We start from the raw sequence: 17,852 nt of genomic DNA, 5'->3' as shown, positions 1-17,852 counted from the left end.
GGGTGGCAGGCGCGCACAAGTGCGCGGGGCTCAGGAATGGGCCACTTCACAGTTGACGTCCGCCTCTTCCAGCAAGGTTGGAAACGGCTCGGGCGGGGGCATGTCGGTGAACAGCCGGTCAATTTGGGAGAGCGTGGCCAGCTCCACCATGGCAGGCCGGTTGAACTTGCTGCTGTCGGCTGCCAGCCAGACTTCGCGGGCATGCTCGATGATGGTCTGGGCAACTTTGACTTCGCGGTAGTCAAAGTCGCGCAGGGAACCGTCGGACTCGATCCCGGAGATGCCGATGACGGCGATGTCGACCCGGAACTGGCGTATGAAGTCGACCGCCGCCTCGCCCACGATGCCTCGGTCGCGCGCACGCACCACGCCGCCCGCCACGATGACCTCGCAATCGGTATTGCCGCAGAGGATGCCCGCCACATTCAGGTTGTTGGTGATGACCCGCAGCCCCTTGTGGTGCAGCAGGGCCTTGGCGATGGCTTCGGTGGTGGTGCCGATATTGAGGATCAGCGAGCAGTCGTTCGGAACACGCCTGGCCACTGCGCGCGCGATGCGGGCCTTGCCTTCGGCATGAAGGCTTTCACGCTGGCGGTGCGCAATGTTTTCGATGGTGGAACTGGGCACCCGCACGCCGCCGTGAAAACGCGTCAACAGGCCGGCTTCCGACAGGCGCTGCACATCCCGCCGGACGGTCTGCAGGGTCACGTCCAATTTTTCTGCAAGCTGCTCGACGGAGGCCGACCCGTGGGTTCGCACGACGTCAAGGAGCTTGATTTGCCTGGGATTGGAGTTCACGCGGATTCAAGTTTGAGGGAATCGTGGAGGTCTGGAAACTTTATATCGAAACAAAAGGAAACAGATAAGGGAAAACAAGTAGATAAAACAATCATAAAAGAAGAAAAATAGAAAAAAACCGAACTTCATTCCAAGTCTCGCCGGGAGCCTCTCTCTTGTTTATTGCTTCTTTTTGTTTGACTGCCGCCGCTTTGACACCGAGGCGTCACCGTCATTTCGGGCCGCTGCGGCGTTTGTGCCATGGCGTGGTGTATGGGAAGGGCGCGTGATGCAGCTGGCCCTGGACCGCATCAGCAAAAAAGTCGGGGCCGAACAATGGCTTTACGAGCTGAACCTGGCGCCGCGCAGCGGCGAAGTGACGGTGCTGCTGGGGGCGACGCAGGCCGGAAAAACCAGCCTGATGCGCATCATGGCGGGCCTGGATGTTCCTACGCATGGGAAAGTCCTGGTGAACGAAATTGACGTGACCGGCATGCCGGTTCGTGAGCGCAATGTCGCCATGGTCTACCAGCAGTTCATCAACTATCCCTCGCTGCGGGTGGCGGACAACATCGCTTCGCCCCTCAAGTTGCGCGGCGAAAAGAACATTGACCAGACGGTGCGAAAACTGGCCGAGCGCCTGCATATCGAGATGTTTCTGGACCGCTACCCTGCGGAGCTGTCGGGCGGGCAGCAGCAGCGGGTGGCCCTGGCGCGTGCACTGGCCAAGGGGGCTCCCCTCATGCTGCTGGACGAGCCATTGGTTAACCTGGACTACAAGCTGCGCGAGGAACTGCGTGAAGAGCTGACCCAGCTTTTTGCAGCCGGCGATTCCACCGTGATCTACGCCACCACCGAGCCTGGCGAAGCCCTGTTATTGGGGGGCTACACCGCCGTGATGGACGGTGGGGAGCTGCTGCAGTACGGCCCGACCGCCGATGTCTTCCACTCGCCGCGGTCCTTGCGCGTTGCGCGTGCCTTCAGCGACCCACCGATGAACCTGATGGCGGCACTGCCCTTGGCGCAAGGCCTGCAGCTGGCGGCAGGGCCCACCCTGGCGCTGGCCTTGCCCGATGCGCCGGCGCAAAGCCTGACCACCCTCACGGCCGGTGTTCGCGGGAGTGCCCTGCGCGTCGAAAAGCGTGAGGGTGATGTGGCGTTGCCGGGAAAGGTCGAGTTGGCCGAAATTTCGGGCTCCGACACTTTTGTCCACGTTGCCACGGCGGTGGGTGAGCTGGTGGCCCAACTGACCGGCGTGCATTACTTCGAGCTGGGTGCGCCCATCACCTTGTTTCTCAGCCCCGCCCAGGTGTATGTCTTTGATGCGACCGGTGCCTTGCTTTTGGCGCCAGAGCGCAAGGGAGGACTTGCATGAAGCACCTTTTTGCAACGACTTCTGTGCTGCGGAGGCCTTATGGCGCGTATTGATCTCGACCTGGCCCATGCCTACCGGCCGAATCCGCGCGAAGACAGCGACTACGCGTTGCTCCCGCTCACCATGAGTTTTCGCGATGGCGGCGCTTATGCGTTGCTGGGCCCGTCGGGCTGCGGCAAGACCACCATGCTGAACATCATGTCGGGCTTGCTGGTGCCGTCGCAGGGCACAGTCAAATTCGACGGGGTGGATGTGACACATGCGACGCCGCAGCAGCGCAATATCGCGCAGGTGTTCCAGTTCCCGGTGATCTACGACACCATGACAGTGGCTGAAAATCTGGCGTTTCCGCTGCGCAACCGCAAGGTGCCGGAAGATCAGATCAAAAAACGCGTCGGTGAAATTGCCGAGATGCTGGACATGAGCGGCCAGCTCAACCACCGCGCGGCTGGGCTTGCGGCAGATGCCAAGCAGAAGATCTCGCTGGGCCGCGGCCTGGTGCGGCCTGACGTGTCGGCCGTGCTGTTTGACGAGCCACTGACGGTGATTGACCCGCACCTGAAATGGCAGCTGCGGCGCAAGCTCAAGCAGATTCACCATGAACTCAAGCTGACCCTGATTTATGTGACACACGACCAGGTGGAGGCGTTGACCTTTGCCGAAGAGGTGGTGGTGATGACGCGCGGCCGCGCTGTGCAGACCGGCTCGGCCGATGCGCTGTTCGAGCGCCCCCGCCATACGTTTGTAGGCCACTTCATCGGATCGCCCGGCATGAACTTCTTGCCGGCCACCGTCGTCGGTGGCGCGCTGCGCGTCGCGGAGCGGCCGTTGGCGCTGCCACCTGAACGAGCCATGCCCGACGGCGAGCTCAAGCTGGGTGTGCGTCCTGAATACGTGGTGAAGACGGCGCCGGGTGACCCGGCGGCGCTGCCATTCACTGTCACGCTGGTGCAGGACATCGGAACCCACTGGATGCTGACGGCCCGGATCGGCGAACACACCCTGAAGGCCCGGTTGAACCCGGCTTCTCGCGCGCCGCAGGTGGGTGAGGAAGTCTGGCTGCAAGTGATGGGGCCGCATACCTGCCTTTACCTCAATGATGAATTGGTGGAAGCATGAGCGCAGCGCAGAATCGCTTCAAGCAAGCGTCCGCCCCCTCGGGGGGCAGCGTAGTACACGCAGTGACAAGCGTGGGGGTAAATCCATGAGCACCACAACCAAACCGGTGAATCAAAAAGCATGGCTGCTTGTCTTGCCGGTCATCATCTGTGTGGCGTTTTCCGCCATCCTCCCGCTCATGACGGTCGTCAACTACTCGGTGCAGGACATCATTTCGCCTGAGCGGCGCGTGTTTGTCGGAACTGAGTGGTTTGCATCGGTGATGCGCGACGAAGAACTTCATGCGGCCTTGTGGCGGCAGCTCACATTTTCGCTGGCAGTGCTGGCAGTCGAGATCCCCTTGGGCATTGCGCTGGCGCTGTCCATGCCCGCTCAAGGCTGGAAGGCCTCGCTGGTGCTGGTGCTGGTGGCGTTGTCGCTGCTGATCCCCTGGAATGTGGTGGGCACTATCTGGCAGATCTATGGACGGGCCGACATCGGCCTGCTGGGGGCCATGCTGCAGAAAATGGGGTTTGACTACAGCTACACCGGCAACGCCGTGCATGCCTGGGTGACGGTGCTGCTGATGGACGTGTGGCATTGGACGCCGTTGGTGGCGCTGCTGGGCTACGCAGGCTTGCGCTCCATTCCCGACGCTTACTACCAGGCCGCGCGCATCGACGGCGCCAGTAAATTTGCGGTGTTCCGTTATATCCAGCTGCCCAAGATGCGTGGCGTGCTGATGATTGCCGTGTTGCTCCGCTTTATGGACAGCTTCATGATTTACACCGAGCCTTTTGTGTTGACGGGCGGCGGGCCGGGCAATGCCACGACATTCCTGTCGCAATACCTCACGCAAAAAGCCGTCGGCCAGTTTGACCTGGGCCCGGCAGCGGCTTTCTCGCTGATTTACTTTTTGATCATCCTGCTGCTGTGCTTCATCCTCTATAACTGGATGCAGCGTGTCGGCACGCAAGAGAAGGAGGGCGTGGAATGAACTCACCAAACACTCCAAAATTTCAGGCGCGCACGCTGTTCCTGATCGCGTACATCTTGTTTGCGCTCTTGCCCATCTACTGGATGGTCAACATGAGCTTCAAGACGAATTCTGAAATTCTGTCGAGCTTCTCGTTCTTTCCCCAGGACTTCACCTGGAACAACTACAAGACCATCTTCACCGACCCGTCCTGGTATTCGGGCTATATCAATAGCCTGATTTATGTGGCTATCAATACCGTGATTTCGGTCACTGTGGCCCTGCCGGCCGCCTATGCGTTTTCGCGGTACAGCTTTTTGGGCGACAAGCATGTGTTCTTCTGGCTGCTGACCAACCGCATGACGCCGCCGGCAGTGTTTTTGCTGCCCTTCTTCCAGCTCTACACCACGGTGGGGCTGATGGACACCCACATCGCGGTGGCCCTGGCGCATCTGCTGTTCAACGTGCCGCTGGCGGTGTGGATCCTGGAAGGTTTCATGAGCGGCATCCCGCGCGAGATTGACGAGACCGCGTACATCGATGGCTATTCCTTCCCGCGCTTCTTTGTGCGCATCTTCCTGCCCCTCATCAAGGCCGGTGTCGGCGTGGCGGCGTTCTTCTGTTTCATGTTCAGCTGGGTCGAGTTGCTGCTGGCGCGCACGCTGACCAGCGTTAACGCCAAACCTATCGTCGCGACCATGACTCGCACTGTGTCGGCATCCGGCATGGATTGGGCGACGCTGGCTGCAGCCGGGGTGCTGACCATCGTGCCGGGCGCCATCGTGATCTGGTTTGTGCGCAACTACATCGCCAAAGGCTTTGCCATGGGCAGGGTCTAAAAGGAGTCAATATGTTTGAGTGGATGGCCTGGACAACGCCTGTGGCGATTTTTTTCACCTGCATCGTGTTGATGCTGGTGGGCATGACGGTATGGGAGCTGAAATCCCCGACAACGATGCGGCGCGGTTTTTTGCCGCTGGAAACCACCCGCGGCGACCGGCTTTTTATTGGCCTGCTCAGTGCGGCCTATGTCAACCTCATCTTTGTGGGCATCAGCGGCAAGCTGGCCGGGTGGCTGGGCCTGGACGGCGATCCGTCGATCTGGATCAGTTTTTTACTGTCGATGGCCCTGCTCGCGTTTGTCATGCGCAAGGGATAGAAATCAAAAAAGGAACCCGGCTCATATTCCCCGGAGCCGAACAAGCCTTCAACCACGGGGAGTGAACCAATGAGGAGACAAATCATGAAGATGCGTTATACGGCCCTGGCAGTGGCCGCAGTGTGTGCCATGGCCAGCCCGGGGTGGGCCGACGAGGCGGCTGCCAAGAAGTGGATTGACAATGAATTCCAGCCCTCTACCCTGAGCAAGGACAAACAGCAGGCGGAAATGAAATGGTTCATTGACGCGGCCAAGAAACTGCAGGCCAAGGGCGTGAAGGAAATCTCGGTCGTGTCCGAGACCATCACCACCCATGAATACGAATCGAAGACGCTGGCCAAGGCCTTCGAGGAAATCACCGGCATCAAGGTCAAGCACGACCTGATCCAGGAAGGCGACGTGGTCGAGAAGCTGCAGACTTCCATGCAGTCCGGCAAGTCGATTTACGACGGCTGGATTTCCGATTCCGACCTGATCGGCACCCACTACCGCTATGGCAAGGTGATGAACCTGACCGACTACATGGCGGGCAAGGGCAAGGAATACACCAATCCGGGCCTGGACCTCAAGGACTTCATCGGCACGAAGTTCACCACCGGCCCGGACGGCAAGCTGTATCAGCTGCCCGACCAGCAGTTTGCCAACCTGTACTGGTTCCGCGCCGACCTGTTCGCGCGCAAGGACTTGCAGGACAAGTTCAAGGCCAAATACGGTTACGAGCTGGGCGTGCCGCTGAACTGGAGTGCCTATGAAGACATCGCCGAGTTCTTCACCAACGACGTGAAGACCATCGACGGCAAGCCGATTTACGGTCACATGGACTACGGAAAAAAGGATCCATCGCTGGGCTGGCGTTTTACGGATGCATGGCTCTCGATGGCCGGTACGGCCGACATCGGCACACCCAACGGTTTACCCATCGACGAATGGGGCATTCGGGTGGCGGCCGACAAGTGCACGCCCGTCGGCGCCTCGGTGGCGCGAGGCGGCGCGACCAATTCACCGGCTGCTGTTTACGCGCTGACCAAGTACGTGGACTGGATGAAGAAGTACGCGCCCAAGGAAGCCACCGGCATGACCTTCGGGGAAGCTGGCCCGGTGCCGGCCCAGGGCCAGATCGCCCAGCAAATCTTCTGGTATACGGCCTTCACCGCCGACATGACCAAGAAGGGTCTGCCCGTGGTGAATGCCGACGGCACGCCGAAGTGGCGCATGGCTCCCGGCCCCAATGGGCCGTACTGGAAGCAAGGCATGCAGAACGGCTATCAGGACGTGGGTAGCTGGACCTTCTTTGCCGCGCATGACGAGAACAAGACGGCAGCCGCCTGGCTTTATGCGCAGTTCATCACCGCCAAGACCACCTCGCTGAAAAAGACCATCGTCGGCCTCACGCCGATCCGCGAGTCGGATATTCAGTCCAAGGCGATGACCGACATGGCGCCCAAGCTGGGCGGCCTGGTGGAGTTCTACCGCAGCCCCGCCCGAGTGGCCTGGTCGCCGACTGGCACCAACGTGCCTGACTATCCCAAGCTCGCGCAGTTGTGGTGGAAGAACGTGGCGCAGGCTGTGACGGGCGAAAAGACGCCCCAGGCCGCCATGGACACTCTGGCAGGCGAGATGGACGACGTGATGGGGCGCCTGGAGCGAGCCGGCATGGCCAAGTGCCCGCCTAAACTCAACCCCAAGGGAGATCCCGCCAAATGGCTGAGCGACAAGGCCGCCCCCTGGGCCAAGCTGAGCAATGAAAAGCCCAAGGGCGAAACCATCAACTACGACAAGCTGCTGCAGGCCTGGAAAGACGGGAAAGTACGCTGATCGGATGGCCGTGCGGTGCGCGAGCGCTGCACGGCTTTTTTTTCTGGATTCAGGTTATTGCAACAAGCGCAGGGTAAGCTCGGCGCACTTTTTACCAATGGGTTTGTATGGAAACGGGAAGCAAAGCCCATGACGACTGAATTAGCGCCCGCGCAGACGCGGCGCCAGGATTTAATGGCCCGGTTTGCCGAGCCGCACCACTACGACATCGCGATCATTGGCGGCGGCGCTACCGGCCTGGGAGTCGCACTGGATGCGGCCGCCCGCGGGTTTTCCGTCGTGCTGGTCGAATCGCACGACTTTGCCAAGGGCACATCGTCCCGCGCCACCAAGCTGGTGCATGGCGGTGTGCGCTACCTCGCGCAGGGCAATATCTCGCTGGTGCGTGAGGCCTTGCATGAACGCACCACGCTGCTGGCCAACGCGCCGCATCTGGCGCAGCCCTTGCCCTTTGTCATGCCTTCCTACAAGTTCTGGGAGGCGCCGTTCTACGGTATCGGGCTCAAGATGTATGACGCGCTGGCTGGCAAGGCGGGTCTGGGCGCCACGGAATTCCTGAACCGGCAAGAAACTCTTGCCTGCCTGCCGACAGTGCAGGCTCAAGATCTCAAGGGCGGCGTCAAGTACTGGGATGGCCAGTTTGATGACGCGCGGCTGGCGTTGGCGCTGGCCCGCACGGCGGCGCGGCAGGGTGCGTTGCTGGTGAATTACTGCGCGGCAACGGGCCTGATCCATGAGGGCGGCAAGCTGGTCGGCCTGCATGCGCGCGACCAGGAAACAGGCCGTACGTTTGAGCTCAGGGCAAATTGCGTGGTGAACGCGGCGGGTGTCTGGGTGGACCAGTTGCGGCTGCAGGATGGACAGGCCATAGGCCGCGACGCCAAGCCCATGGTGGCACCCAGCCAGGGTGTTCATATTGTGGTGGATCGCTCGTTTCTGCCTGGCGACCACGCCCTGCTGGTGCCCAAGACGGCCGACGGCCGGGTGCTGTTTGCAGTGCCATGGCTAGGTAAAACCATTTTGGGAACCACGGACACGCCGCGCCACGACCTGGCGCGTGAGCCGTTGCCTTTCCGGGAAGAAGTCGACTTCATCTTGCGCGAATCAGCCCGCTACTTGAGCCGGGCTCCCGGTCCGGCTGACATCAAAAGCATCTGGGTGGGATTGCGGCCCCTGGTCAAGCCGCCGGATGAGGATGCCGGAAGCACCCAGGCGTTGTCGCGTGAGCACACGGTGCTGGTCAGCAAAAGCGGCCTGGTCACGGTGACGGGAGGGAAGTGGACCACTTACCGGGCGATGGCGGAAGACGTGCTGGACAAATGTTTTGGCGCGGCGTTGCTGCCAACACGCGGGGCCGGCGTCACCACAAACTTGAAGTTAGTTGGTGCTCACGATTCGAATCACAAAATCAGCGAGGCGCCAGGGGCTCATCTGTATGGCAGCGAGGCGTCGGCCATGGAAAACCTGCCGGGTGCCAGCCGCGAGTTAGGCGGTGGGCTGACGGAGGCAATGGTGCGTTTCGCTGCGCGCCATGAATATGCCCGCACCGTTGAAGACGTGCTGGCACGGCGTTCCCGTCTGCTGTTTCTCGACGCGGCACTGGCCAGAACCCTGGCGCCGGAAGTAGCCACTCTGCTACAGCAGGAAAACGGCGTGGATCCCCAGCTGGACGAATTCCTGACGCTGTGTGGCCAATACCTCAGCCTGCCAGCCTGAATTGCCGCCAGTTGCCGTCCTGCAAAGGAGGCGGGCGAAATTGGATGCCCGGGCAGATTTTTGCTCTCTTTTTGATAGCTGCTTGCGCCCATCCCTATTGGCCAAAGGCCGAATTTAATGCCGAAAATCCGCCCGCGGCGTAAGCGCGAAGCGTGGCCGGTACCCGAGGGCTCCCCGGCTTCTGGAGGGACCGCTGCTTTATTGTGGGGATATTTTCACAACAAGCGGTTGACAGTGGCTTTTCGCTCAGTCATAATCGTGGGCTTCGCTCTAAAAAGGCGAGGAATTCTGCCTAACGGAAACACTACAAGTGGTTTGTGGTGTGGACGACGGGCCCAAGACTGATTGGTTGGTGATCTCAAGGGGTTGCCTTCCGGTGCAAGTTGGGAACACATTTAAATGATTCAAACGCAATCCAAACTCGATGTTGCTGACAACACGGGTGCCAAGTCCGTGATGTGCATCAAGGTTCTGGGCGGATCCAAGCGCCGGTACGCCAGCGTTGGTGACGTCATCAAGGTGAGCATCAAAGAAGCCGCTCCGCGTGGCCGCGTCAAAAAAGGCGAGGTTTACAGCGCTGTGGTCGTTCGCACCGCCAAGGGCATTCGCCGTGGCGATGGTTCGCTCGTCAAATTCGACGGCAACGCAGCAGTGTTGCTTAATGCCAAGCTGGAGCCAATCGGCACCCGCATCTTCGGACCAGTGACGCGCGAGCTGCGCACTGAAAAGTTCATGAAGATCGTGTCCCTGGCTCCTGAAGTTCTGTAAGGACTCGCCATGAACAAAATCCGTAAAGGCGACGAGATCATCGTGATCGCTGGTCGCGACAAAGGCAAGCGCGGCAAGATTTCGCTGCGCAAAGACGACAGCTATGTGCTGGTGGATGGGGTCAACCTGGTGAAAAAACACACCAAGCCCAACCCCCTCAAGGGCACCACCGGCGGCATCGTCGAAAAAAGCATGCCGATTCACCAGTCGAACGTGGCAATTTTCAATGCCGCTACCGGCAAGGCGGATCGCGTTGGCATCAAGCTCCTGGCAGACGGCAAAAAAGTGCGCGTCTTCAAGTCCAGTGGCGAAGAAATCAAGGTTGCATAACATGGCAAAGACCGCACCTGTACAAGCCGCTTCGCAGGCACGCCTGCAAGCCCAGTACCGCGAAAAAATCGCCCCCGGCCTGATTGAGAAATTCGGCTACACCTCGCCCATGCAGGTTCCCCGTATCACCAAGATCACGCTCAACATGGGTGTGAGCGAGGCTGTTGCCGACAAGAAGGTCATGGACAACGCCGTTGGCGACATGACCAAGATTGCCGGCCAGAAGCCTGTCGTGACCAAGGCCAAGAAGGCTATCGCCGGTTTCAAGATCCGCGAAGACCTGCCTATCGGCTGCATGGTGACCTTGCGCGGCGTGAAGATGTATGAGTTCCTCGATCGTTTCGTTACCGTGGCCCTGCCCCGTGTGCGTGACTTCCGTGGTATTTCCGGCCGGGCCTTCGATGGCCGCGGAAACTACAACATCGGCGTGAAAGAGCAGATCATTTTCCCTGAGATCGAGTACGACAAGGTTGACGCCTTGCGCGGCCTGAATATCAGCATCACCACAACGGCAAAGACCGATGAAGAGTGCAAGGCACTCCTCACCGCCTTCCGTTTTCCGTTCAAGAACTGAGGCGGGACATGGCAAAACAAGCTTTACTGCAACGTGAACTGAAGCGCGAGAAACTCGCCGCAAAGTTCGCCAAAAAATACGCTGAACTCAAGGCGACGTCCAACGACGCCAAGCGTTCTGACGAAGAGCGTCAGCTGGCTCGCCTCGAGCTGCAGAAACTGCCCCGCAATGCGAACCCGACCCGCCAGCGCAACCGCTGCGCGATCACGGGCCGCCCACGCGGTACTTTCCGTCAATTCGGTCTGGCTCGCGCCAAGATCCGTGAGTTGGCTTTTGCTGGTGATATCCCTGGTATCACCAAGGCAAGCTGGTAAGCATAGGAGAACCACAAAATGAGCATGAGTGATCCTATTGCCGACATGTTGACCCGCATCCGCAATGCACAGATGGTTGAAAAAGCCGTCGTGCTGGTGCCTTCGTCAAAAGTCAAAGTTGCCATCGCGCAGGTATTGAAGGATGAGGGCTACATTGATGGCTTCTCCGTCAAGACCGACGAAGGCAAGTCCCAGCTGGAAATCGCCCTGAAGTATTACGCAGGCAAGCCCGTGATTGAGCGCATTGAGCGCGTCAGCCGCCCAGGCCTTCGTGTTTACAAAGGCCACGGCGCCATCCCCCAGGTCATGAATGGCCTTGGTGTGGCAATTGTCACGACTCCGCAAGGCGTCATGACCGATCGTAAAGCCCGCGCTACCGGTATCGGTGGTGAAGTGCTTTGCTACGTGGCCTAACGGCGGCATTGAGGAGAAACTGAAATGTCTCGTGTAGGAAAAATGCCAGTGACCGTACCTCAGGGTGTGGACGTGGCCATGAAAGCAGACCAGATCAATGTCAAGGGTGCTCTCGGCACCCTGGCGCTGACGCAGAACGCGCTTGTCACCATCAAGAACGATGCGGGCAAGCTGACTTTTGTGCCGGCCAATGATTCGCGTGAAGCCAATGCCATGAGCGGCACGATGCGTCAGCTCGTGAACAACATGGTGACTGGTGTGACCAAGGGCTTCGAAAAGAAGCTCAGCCTGGTCGGCGTGGGCTACAAGGCCCAGGCTCAGGGCGCCAAGCTGAACCTGACCGTGGGGTATTCGCACCCTGTGATCATGGACATGCCTGCTGGTATCACCGTTGCAACCCCGACTCCCACGGAAGTGGTGATCAAGGGTTCCGACCGCCAGCGCGTCGGCCAGATCGCCGCTGAAGTTCGTGCTGTTCGTCCTCCCGAGCCTTACAAGGGCAAGGGCATCCGCTATGTGGATGAGAAGATCACGATCAAAGAAACCAAGAAGAAATAAGGAGCTGCATCATGTTGACCAAAAAAGAGCAGCGCCTTCGTCGTTCACGCCAGACCCGCATTCGCATTGCCACGCAAGGTGTTGCCCGTCTTACCGTGAATCGCACCAATCTGCACATCTATGCCAGCGTTATTTCTGGCGACGGCACCAAGGTTCTGGCTGCTGCTTCCACCGCGGAAGTGGAAGTCCGCAAGGAAATCGGCGCCTCGGGTAAAGGTGGAAACGTTGCTGCTGCGCAAGCCATTGGCAAGCGCATTGCCGAAAAGGCAAAAGCAGCAGGTGTTGAAAAAGTGGCGTTTGATCGCGCCGGTTTTGCGTACCACGGCCGCGTCAAAGCGCTGGCTGAGGCGGCTCGCGAAGCTGGTTTGCAGTTCTAAGCAGACTGGAATTAAGTATGGCTAAGTTTCAAGCAAAACAGCAAAACGACGCTCCAGACGATGGTCTGAAGGAAAAAATGATCGCGGTTAACCGCGTGACCAAAGTCGTAAAGGGCGGCCGTATCCTCGGTTTCGCCGCATTGACCGTCGTGGGTGACGGCGATGGCCGCGTCGGCATGGGCAAAGGCAAGTCGAAAGAAGTGCCAGCAGCCGTGCAAAAAGCGATGGAAGAAGCGCGTCGCAACATGACCAAGGTTTCGTTGAAAAACGGCACCATCCACCACAATGTTTTCGGCCATCACGGTGCAGCCAGCGTCATGATGGCGCCGGCTCCCAAGGGTACCGGCATCATCGCTGGCGGCCCAATGCGCGCCGTTTTCGAAGTCATGGGCATTACCGACATCGTGGCGAAGAGCCATGGTTCGAGCAATCCTTACAACATGGTGCGTGCCACCATGGATGCACTGAATAATTCCACGACCGCTTCTGAAATTGCGGCCAAACGTGGCAAATCGGTCGAAGAGATCTTCGGCTAAGGCGGCATTGAAATGACCAAAGAAACCAAAGTCAAAGTCCAGCTGGTTCGCAGCCCGATTGGCACCAAGGAATCGCATCGCGCCACTGTGCGCGGTCTGGGCCTCCGTGGCGTCAACAGCGTCAGCGAATTGCAGGATACGCCCGCAGTGCGCGGCATGATCAACAAGATCAGCTATCTGGTCAAGATTGTCTGAGCGGAGACTCAAAATGGAATTGAACGGAATCAAGCCTGGCCAAGGCGCCAAACATGCCAAGCGACGCGTCGGTCGTGGCATTGGCTCTGGTCTGGGTAAAACATCTGGACGCGGCCACAAAGGCCAGAAATCACGTGCTGGTGGCTACCACAAGGTCGGCTTCGAAGGCGGTCAAATGCCTATGCAGCGCCGTTTGCCAAAGCGTGGCTTCAAGTCGCATCTGCTCAAGTTCAACGCCGAGGTTACCCTGAGTGCGCTGGAGCAACTGGGCCTGGCCGAAGTCGATCTGCTGGCGCTGAAGACTGCTGGCCTGGTGGGTCAGCTCGCCAAGAATGTCAAGGTCATCAAGTCGGGTGAGTTGTCCAGGGCTGTCAAGCTGAACGGCATCTCCGCCACGGCGGGTGCCAAGGCCATTATTGAAGCCGCCGGCGGCTCTGTCGCTTAAATACCTGACTGGAAAATCAGTGGCAACCAACTCAGCTCAAATTGCGAAGACCGGCAAGTACGGTGATTTGCGTAACCGGCTTGTGTTTTTGCTGCTGGCTCTCGTGGTGTACCGCATTGGCGCGCACATCCCGGTGCCAGGGATTGATCCTGGCCAGCTCAAGGAGTTGTTCAAGGGCCAACAAGGCGGCATATTGAATTTGTTCAATATGTTTTCTGGTGGTGCCCTGTCGCGCTTTACGGTATTTGCCCTGGGCATCATGCCGTACATCTCGGCATCGATCATCATGCAGCTGCTGACGTACGTCGTTCCGACGTTCGAGCAGATGAAAAAAGAAGGCGAAAGCGGTCGGCGCAAAATTACGCAGTACACACGTTACGGCACGCTGGCCCTAGCCTTGTTCCAATCGATGGGGATTGCGGTAGCGCTGGAAAGTTCACCGGGTCTGGTGTTGATGCCTGGCTTTGGTTTCCGCATGACTGCCGTATTCAGCCTGACGGCCGGCACGATGTTCCTGATGTGGTTGGGTGAGCAGATTACCGAGCGTGGTTTGGGTAACGGCATTTCGATCCTGATTTTTGCCGGTATTGCGGCAGGCTTGCCGAATGCCATGGGTGGTTTGCTCGAATTGGTTCGCACCGGCGCCATGAGTATCCTGGTAGCCATCGTGATCGTCGCGGTGGTTGTGCTGGTGACGTATTTCGTGGTGTTCGTGGAGCGTGGGCAGCGCAAGATTCTTGTGAACTATGCGCGGCGACAGGTGGGTAACAAGGTTTACGGCGGACAGTCATCGCACTTGCCGTTGAAGTTGAACATGGCGGGCGTGATTCCACCGATTTTCGCTTCATCGATCATTTTGCTGCCTGCCACGGTTGTAGGCTGGTTTAGCGCCGGTGAAAGCATGCGTTGGCTCAAGGACATCGCCAGCACGCTGACGCCGGGCCAGCCAATCTACGTAATGCTGTATGCCAGTGCGATTGTGTTTTTCTGCTTCTTCTATACGGCGCTGGTGTTCAACAGCCGTGAAACGGCGGACAACCTGAAAAAGAGCGGGGCGTTCATTCCGGGTATTCGGCCGGGCGATCAGACGGCCCGCTACATTGACAAAATCCTGGTGCGTTTGACGCTGGCGGGTGCGGTTTACATCACATTCGTGTGCCTGTTGCCGGAGTTTTTGATTTTGAAATACAACGTGCCGTTCTATTTTGGCGGTACGTCGTTGATGATTATTGTCGTGGTGACCATGGATTTCATGGCCCAGGTGCAGAACTACATGATGTCGCAACAGTATGAGTCGTTGCTTAAAAAGGCGAACTTCAAGACGTCACTGGGCGGTTAACTGGGTATTTGATGGGATATGTCTAAAGACGATGTGATCCAGATGCAGGGCGAGGTTGTAGAAAACCTCCCCAATGCAACTTTCAGGGTGAAGCTGGAAAATGGACATGTTGTACTGGGACATATCTCGGGAAAAATGCGTATGCACTACATCCGCATTCTTCCCGGTGACAAGGTAACGGTTGAGTTAACGCCTTACGATTTATCGCGCGCACGAATTGTTTTCCGTGCCAAGTAGCACAGAGTGAAAGTTTAGGAGTAATAGAAATGAGAGTTTCAGCTTCGGTCAAGAAAATTTGCCGTAACTGCAAAGTTATCCGTCGCAAGGGCGTTGTCCGTGTGATTTGCACGGATCCGCGTCACAAACAGCGTCAAGGCTGATTTCAAGAGTTTTAGAGGACGAACATGGCTCGTATCGCTGGTATCAATATTCCGCCGCAGCAACACGCCGAAATCGGCTTGACTGCTATCTTCGGCATCGGTCGCACACGCGCTCGCAAAATTTGCGAAGCATGTGACATCGCTTACGCCAAAAAGGTCAAAGACCTGACCGATGGCGACCTGGAAAAAATCCGTGAGCAGATCGCCCTGTTCACCATCGAAGGTGACTTGCGTCGTGAAACCACGATGAATATCAAGCGCCTGATGGACATCGGCTGCTACCGCGGTTTCCGCCACCGTCGCGGCTTGCCGATGCGCGGCCAGCGCACCCGGACCAATGCCCGTACCCGCAAGGGCCCGCGCAAGGCCGCTGCAGCTTTGAAGAAATAATTGAGAGGTCGTCATGGCAAAATCACCAAGCAATAACGCCGCACAGCGCGTTCGCAAGAAAGTTCGCAAGAACGTGGCCGATGGTATCGCCCACGTCCACGCTTCTTTCAACAACACGATCATCACCATCACGGATCGCCAGGGCAATGCTTTGTCCTGGGCATCTTCCGGTGGTCAGGGTTTCAAGGGCTCGCGCAAATCCACCCCATTCGCAGCGCAGGTCGCTTCCGAAGTGGCTGGTCGTGCCGCCATTGAGCAAGGCATCAAGAATCTTGACGTCGAAATCAAGGGTCCTGGTCCAGGTCGTGAATCATCTGTTCGCGCTTTGGGCGCACTCGGCATCCGGATCAATTCGATTGCCGACGTGACCCCGGTTCCGCATAACGGCTGCCGCCCGCAAAAGCGCCGCCGCATTTAATTCCCCGTGCCCAGGCATCCGACGGTTGTTTCAGCCCGTCAGATACCAGGCATTTTTACCAAGCCCACCGCCGCAGGTTACGACCTCCGGCTCCTGCAATTTATTGCAGCAGATGACAAAAGGACACTCAAGTGGCACGTTACCTAGGCCCCAAGGCCAAACTATCCCGCCGTGAAGGCACCGACCTGTTCCTGAAAAGCGCACGCCGCGCCATCAGCGACAAGGCCAAATTCGACTCCAAGCCAGGCCAGCACGGCCGTACCTCCGGTACCCGTACTTCCGACTTCGGCTTGCAATTGCGCGAGAAGCAAAAAGTCAAGCGCATGTATGGCGTGCTCGAAAAGCAGTTCCGCCGTTATTTCGAAGAAGCGGATCGTCGCAAGGGCAACACCGGTGCCAATCTGTTGTTCATCCTGGAATGCCGCCTGGACAACGTGGTGTACCGCATGGGCTTCGGTTCGACCCGTGCTGAAGCGCGTCAGCTGGTTTCGCACAAGGCCATCACGGTCAATGGCGGATCTGTCAACATCCCTTCGTACATGGTCAAGGCTGGCGACATCATCGCCGTGCGCGACAAGTCGAAGAAACAGACCCGTATCACCGAAGCCCTTGAGCTTGCAAAACAGGTTGGCCTGCCCGCCTGGGTCGATGTGAACGCCGACAAGGGCGAAGGCACCTTCAAGAAGGTGCCTGACCGCGACGAGTTTGCCGCCGACGTCAACGAATCGTTGATCGTCGAGTTGTACTCACGCTAATTTTTCGTTCCTGCGATACGGGGCACCGTATCGCCAGGGTGTGCTTCGCCGGCCTTATCGGTGTAACGAACCGAGGGTATTGAGAGGAAGACTGCATGCAGACCAATTTGTTGAAACCAAAAACCATTAATGTTGAGCAGCTTGGCGCCAACCGTGCCAAGGTGACTCTGGAGCCGTTTGAGCGTGGCTACGGCCATACGCTGGGCAACGCGCTGCGCCGCGTACTGTTGTCTTCCATGGTCGGCCACGCCGCCACCGAAGTCACCATCGCAGGTGTCCTGCACGAATACTCATCCATCGACGGTGTGCAGGAAGACGTCGTCAACATCCTGTTGAACCTCAAGGGTGTGGTGTTCAAGCTCCACAACCGCGACGAAGTCACGCTGAGCCTGCGTAAAGACGGCGAAGGCCCAGTCACTGCCGCTGACATCCAGACTCCGCACGACGTGGAAATCATCAACCCTGAACACGTGATCGTGAACCTGTCGCACGGCGGCAAGATCGACATGCAGATCAAGGTGGAAAACGGCCGCGGCTACGTGCCGGGCAACCAGCGCCGCTATGGCGATGAGTCGCCAAAGTCGATCGGCCGTATCGTGCTGGACGCGTCGTTCTCGCCCGTCAAGCGCGTGAGCTACATCGTCGAAAGCGCCCGCGTTGAGCAGCGCACCGACCTCGACAAGCTCGTGCTGGAAATCGAAACCAACGGCGCGGTGACGGCCGAAGATGCTGTCCGTGCCTCGGCCAAGATCCTGGTGGAGCAGCTGGCTGTGTTCGCACAGCTCGAAGGTAATGAACTGGCCGCGTTTGACGCACCCGTTCAGCGCAGCTCGCAGCAGTTCGATCCGATTCTGCTGCGCCCTGTCGACGAACTCGAACTTACCGTTCGTTCGGCGAACTGCCTCAAAGCGGAAAACATTTACTACATCGGCGATCTGATCCAGCGCACTGAGAATGAACTGCTGAAGACGCCGAACCTGGGCCGTAAATCGCTCAACGAAATCAAGGAAGTGCTTGCATCGCGCGGCCTGACTCTTGGTATGCGCCTGGAAAGCTGGCCACCCGCCGGTCTCGACAAGCGTTAATTTGAACCACAAGATCCCGCCCGAAAGGGGATCTCGCACGGGCAGTACCTGATACGGC

General features: G+C 58.5%; 25 protein-coding genes. 24 read left to right on the top strand and 1 reads right to left on the bottom strand.

The window, feature by feature from the left end:
• Positions 1-30: 30 nt before the first annotated feature.
• A complete protein-coding gene (locus AC1D1J_RS18525) occupies positions 31-798 on the bottom strand; it encodes a DeoR/GlpR family DNA-binding transcription regulator (RefSeq protein ID WP_477687125.1) in 768 nt (255 codons plus the stop codon).
• 268 nt (positions 799-1,066) lie between these two features.
• Between AC1D1J_RS18525 and AC1D1J_RS18520 the strand changes: the two genes are divergently transcribed.
• The 24 genes from AC1D1J_RS18520 to AC1D1J_RS18405 all read left to right on the top strand — a co-directional run bounded on the left by AC1D1J_RS18520 (position 1,067) and on the right by AC1D1J_RS18405 (position 17,794).
• A complete protein-coding gene (locus AC1D1J_RS18520) occupies positions 1,067-2,152 on the top strand; it encodes an ABC transporter ATP-binding protein (protein ID WP_477695633.1) in 1,086 nt (361 codons plus the stop codon).
• A gap of 39 nt (positions 2,153-2,191) precedes the next feature.
• Entirely contained in the window at positions 2,192-3,271 is a 1,080-nt protein-coding gene (locus AC1D1J_RS18515; protein WP_477687126.1) for an ABC transporter ATP-binding protein, read from the top strand.
• 85 nt (positions 3,272-3,356) lie between these two features.
• Complete coding sequence (locus tag AC1D1J_RS18510) at positions 3,357-4,247, top strand: carbohydrate ABC transporter permease (RefSeq protein ID WP_477646620.1); 891 nt, start codon at positions 3,357-3,359, stop codon at positions 4,245-4,247.
• Positions 4,244-5,065 (top strand): carbohydrate ABC transporter permease, encoded by an 822-nt coding sequence (locus AC1D1J_RS18505; RefSeq protein ID WP_477687127.1) that lies wholly within the window; start codon positions 4,244-4,246, stop codon positions 5,063-5,065. The genes AC1D1J_RS18510 and AC1D1J_RS18505 overlap by 4 nt, the downstream gene beginning before the upstream one ends.
• Before the next feature lie 11 nt (positions 5,066-5,076).
• On the top strand, positions 5,077-5,385 hold the full coding sequence (locus AC1D1J_RS18500; protein WP_477695502.1) for a DUF2160 domain-containing protein: 309 nt from the start codon (positions 5,077-5,079) through the stop codon (positions 5,383-5,385).
• An 84-nt stretch (positions 5,386-5,469) separates the two neighbouring features.
• Positions 5,470-7,200, top strand: a complete 1,731-nt coding sequence (locus tag AC1D1J_RS18495) for an ABC transporter substrate-binding protein (protein ID WP_477687129.1) — start codon at positions 5,470-5,472, stop codon at positions 7,198-7,200.
• Positions 7,201-7,329: 129 nt separating this feature from the next.
• Positions 7,330-8,916 (top strand): glycerol-3-phosphate dehydrogenase/oxidase, encoded by a 1,587-nt coding sequence (locus tag AC1D1J_RS18490; RefSeq protein ID WP_477695501.1) that lies wholly within the window; start codon positions 7,330-7,332, stop codon positions 8,914-8,916.
• Positions 8,917-9,315: 399 nt separating this feature from the next.
• Positions 9,316-9,684, top strand: a complete 369-nt coding sequence (gene rplN / locus AC1D1J_RS18485) for a 50S ribosomal protein L14 (RefSeq protein ID WP_007869247.1) — start codon at positions 9,316-9,318, stop codon at positions 9,682-9,684.
• Positions 9,685-9,693: 9 nt separating this feature from the next.
• Positions 9,694-10,014, top strand: a complete 321-nt coding sequence (gene rplX / locus AC1D1J_RS18480) for a 50S ribosomal protein L24 (RefSeq protein WP_477687131.1) — start codon at positions 9,694-9,696, stop codon at positions 10,012-10,014.
• 1 nt (position 10,015) lies between these two features.
• The gene (gene rplE, locus AC1D1J_RS18475; RefSeq protein ID WP_092130238.1) at positions 10,016-10,588 is read left to right on the top strand and encodes a 50S ribosomal protein L5; all 573 of its coding nucleotides are present in this window, start codon (positions 10,016-10,018) and stop codon (positions 10,586-10,588) included.
• 8 nt (positions 10,589-10,596) lie between these two features.
• A complete protein-coding gene (gene rpsN / locus AC1D1J_RS18470; protein ID WP_188709725.1) occupies positions 10,597-10,902 on the top strand; it encodes a 30S ribosomal protein S14 in 306 nt (101 codons plus the stop codon).
• 18 nt (positions 10,903-10,920) lie between these two features.
• Positions 10,921-11,316, top strand: a complete 396-nt coding sequence (gene rpsH, locus AC1D1J_RS18465) for a 30S ribosomal protein S8 (RefSeq protein ID WP_371436766.1) — start codon at positions 10,921-10,923, stop codon at positions 11,314-11,316.
• A 24-nt stretch (positions 11,317-11,340) separates the two neighbouring features.
• A complete protein-coding gene (rplF, locus tag AC1D1J_RS18460) occupies positions 11,341-11,874 on the top strand; it encodes a 50S ribosomal protein L6 (RefSeq protein WP_457281396.1) in 534 nt (177 codons plus the stop codon).
• A gap of 11 nt (positions 11,875-11,885) precedes the next feature.
• Positions 11,886-12,251, top strand: a complete 366-nt coding sequence (gene rplR, locus AC1D1J_RS18455) for a 50S ribosomal protein L18 (RefSeq protein ID WP_457281395.1) — start codon at positions 11,886-11,888, stop codon at positions 12,249-12,251.
• A gap of 17 nt (positions 12,252-12,268) precedes the next feature.
• Entirely contained in the window at positions 12,269-12,787 is a 519-nt protein-coding gene (gene rpsE / locus AC1D1J_RS18450; RefSeq protein ID WP_457281394.1) for a 30S ribosomal protein S5, read from the top strand.
• A 12-nt stretch (positions 12,788-12,799) separates the two neighbouring features.
• A complete protein-coding gene (gene rpmD, locus AC1D1J_RS18445) occupies positions 12,800-12,982 on the top strand; it encodes a 50S ribosomal protein L30 (RefSeq protein ID WP_122954340.1) in 183 nt (60 codons plus the stop codon).
• 13 nt (positions 12,983-12,995) lie between these two features.
• The gene (gene rplO / locus AC1D1J_RS18440; RefSeq protein ID WP_477687132.1) at positions 12,996-13,427 is read left to right on the top strand and encodes a 50S ribosomal protein L15; all 432 of its coding nucleotides are present in this window, start codon (positions 12,996-12,998) and stop codon (positions 13,425-13,427) included.
• 19 nt (positions 13,428-13,446) lie between these two features.
• Positions 13,447-14,766, top strand: coding sequence for a preprotein translocase subunit SecY (secY, locus tag AC1D1J_RS18435; protein WP_477695500.1), 1,320 nt, complete (start codon positions 13,447-13,449; stop codon positions 14,764-14,766).
• Positions 14,767-14,784: 18 nt separating this feature from the next.
• Positions 14,785-15,003 carry a translation initiation factor IF-1 gene (gene infA / locus AC1D1J_RS18430; protein WP_007869286.1) on the top strand — a complete coding sequence of 73 codons (219 nt, stop codon included), beginning with the start codon at positions 14,785-14,787 and terminating at the stop codon, positions 15,001-15,003.
• Between the two features lie 29 nt (positions 15,004-15,032).
• On the top strand, positions 15,033-15,146 hold the full coding sequence (gene rpmJ / locus AC1D1J_RS18425; protein WP_028820150.1) for a 50S ribosomal protein L36: 114 nt from the start codon (positions 15,033-15,035) through the stop codon (positions 15,144-15,146).
• A gap of 24 nt (positions 15,147-15,170) precedes the next feature.
• Entirely contained in the window at positions 15,171-15,536 is a 366-nt protein-coding gene (gene rpsM / locus AC1D1J_RS18420) for a 30S ribosomal protein S13 (RefSeq protein WP_074579313.1), read from the top strand.
• Positions 15,537-15,549: 13 nt separating this feature from the next.
• Positions 15,550-15,954: a 30S ribosomal protein S11 gene (gene rpsK / locus AC1D1J_RS18415; RefSeq protein ID WP_007869288.1), complete on the top strand. Its 405-nt coding sequence runs from the start codon at positions 15,550-15,552 to the stop codon at positions 15,952-15,954.
• Positions 15,955-16,085: 131 nt separating this feature from the next.
• Complete coding sequence (rpsD, locus tag AC1D1J_RS18410) at positions 16,086-16,709, top strand: 30S ribosomal protein S4 (RefSeq protein ID WP_348045240.1); 624 nt, start codon at positions 16,086-16,088, stop codon at positions 16,707-16,709.
• Between the two features lie 95 nt (positions 16,710-16,804).
• On the top strand, positions 16,805-17,794 hold the full coding sequence (locus tag AC1D1J_RS18405; protein ID WP_122954336.1) for a DNA-directed RNA polymerase subunit alpha: 990 nt from the start codon (positions 16,805-16,807) through the stop codon (positions 17,792-17,794).
• Positions 17,795-17,852 lie beyond the last annotated feature (58 nt).

This window comes from Polaromonas sp. P1_F8, from assembly GCF_056405635.1.
Note: the sequence above shows the minus strand (reverse complement) of the source record. Positions and strands in the feature narration are given on the sequence as shown.

What these genes read in the sequence shown, in the direction of transcription:
- AC1D1J_RS18520 (WP_477695633.1), top strand. Translation starts at nt 1,067, where the DNA reads ATGCAGCTGGCCCTGGACCGCATCAGCAAAAAAGTCGGGGCCGAACAA.
- AC1D1J_RS18515 (WP_477687126.1), top strand. Translation starts at nt 2,192, where the DNA reads ATGGCGCGTATTGATCTCGACCTGGCCCATGCCTACCGGCCGAATCCG.
- AC1D1J_RS18510 (WP_477646620.1), top strand. Translation starts at nt 3,357, where the DNA reads ATGAGCACCACAACCAAACCGGTGAATCAAAAAGCATGGCTGCTTGTC.
- AC1D1J_RS18505 (WP_477687127.1), top strand. Translation starts at nt 4,244, where the DNA reads ATGAACTCACCAAACACTCCAAAATTTCAGGCGCGCACGCTGTTCCTG.
- AC1D1J_RS18500 (WP_477695502.1), top strand. Translation starts at nt 5,077, where the DNA reads ATGTTTGAGTGGATGGCCTGGACAACGCCTGTGGCGATTTTTTTCACC.
- AC1D1J_RS18495 (WP_477687129.1), top strand. Translation starts at nt 5,470, where the DNA reads ATGAAGATGCGTTATACGGCCCTGGCAGTGGCCGCAGTGTGTGCCATG.
- AC1D1J_RS18490 (WP_477695501.1), top strand. Translation starts at nt 7,330, where the DNA reads ATGACGACTGAATTAGCGCCCGCGCAGACGCGGCGCCAGGATTTAATG.
- rplN (WP_007869247.1), top strand. Translation starts at nt 9,316, where the DNA reads ATGATTCAAACGCAATCCAAACTCGATGTTGCTGACAACACGGGTGCC.
- rplX (WP_477687131.1), top strand. Translation starts at nt 9,694, where the DNA reads ATGAACAAAATCCGTAAAGGCGACGAGATCATCGTGATCGCTGGTCGC.
- rplE (WP_092130238.1), top strand. Translation starts at nt 10,016, where the DNA reads ATGGCAAAGACCGCACCTGTACAAGCCGCTTCGCAGGCACGCCTGCAA.
- rpsN (WP_188709725.1), top strand. Translation starts at nt 10,597, where the DNA reads ATGGCAAAACAAGCTTTACTGCAACGTGAACTGAAGCGCGAGAAACTC.
- rpsH (WP_371436766.1), top strand. Translation starts at nt 10,921, where the DNA reads ATGAGCATGAGTGATCCTATTGCCGACATGTTGACCCGCATCCGCAAT.
- rplF (WP_457281396.1), top strand. Translation starts at nt 11,341, where the DNA reads ATGTCTCGTGTAGGAAAAATGCCAGTGACCGTACCTCAGGGTGTGGAC.
- rplR (WP_457281395.1), top strand. Translation starts at nt 11,886, where the DNA reads ATGTTGACCAAAAAAGAGCAGCGCCTTCGTCGTTCACGCCAGACCCGC.
- rpsE (WP_457281394.1), top strand. Translation starts at nt 12,269, where the DNA reads ATGGCTAAGTTTCAAGCAAAACAGCAAAACGACGCTCCAGACGATGGT.
- rpmD (WP_122954340.1), top strand. Translation starts at nt 12,800, where the DNA reads ATGACCAAAGAAACCAAAGTCAAAGTCCAGCTGGTTCGCAGCCCGATT.
- rplO (WP_477687132.1), top strand. Translation starts at nt 12,996, where the DNA reads ATGGAATTGAACGGAATCAAGCCTGGCCAAGGCGCCAAACATGCCAAG.
- infA (WP_007869286.1), top strand. Translation starts at nt 14,785, where the DNA reads ATGTCTAAAGACGATGTGATCCAGATGCAGGGCGAGGTTGTAGAAAAC.
- rpmJ (WP_028820150.1), top strand. Translation starts at nt 15,033, where the DNA reads ATGAGAGTTTCAGCTTCGGTCAAGAAAATTTGCCGTAACTGCAAAGTT.
- rpsM (WP_074579313.1), top strand. Translation starts at nt 15,171, where the DNA reads ATGGCTCGTATCGCTGGTATCAATATTCCGCCGCAGCAACACGCCGAA.
- rpsK (WP_007869288.1), top strand. Translation starts at nt 15,550, where the DNA reads ATGGCAAAATCACCAAGCAATAACGCCGCACAGCGCGTTCGCAAGAAA.
- AC1D1J_RS18405 (WP_122954336.1), top strand. Translation starts at nt 16,805, where the DNA reads ATGCAGACCAATTTGTTGAAACCAAAAACCATTAATGTTGAGCAGCTT.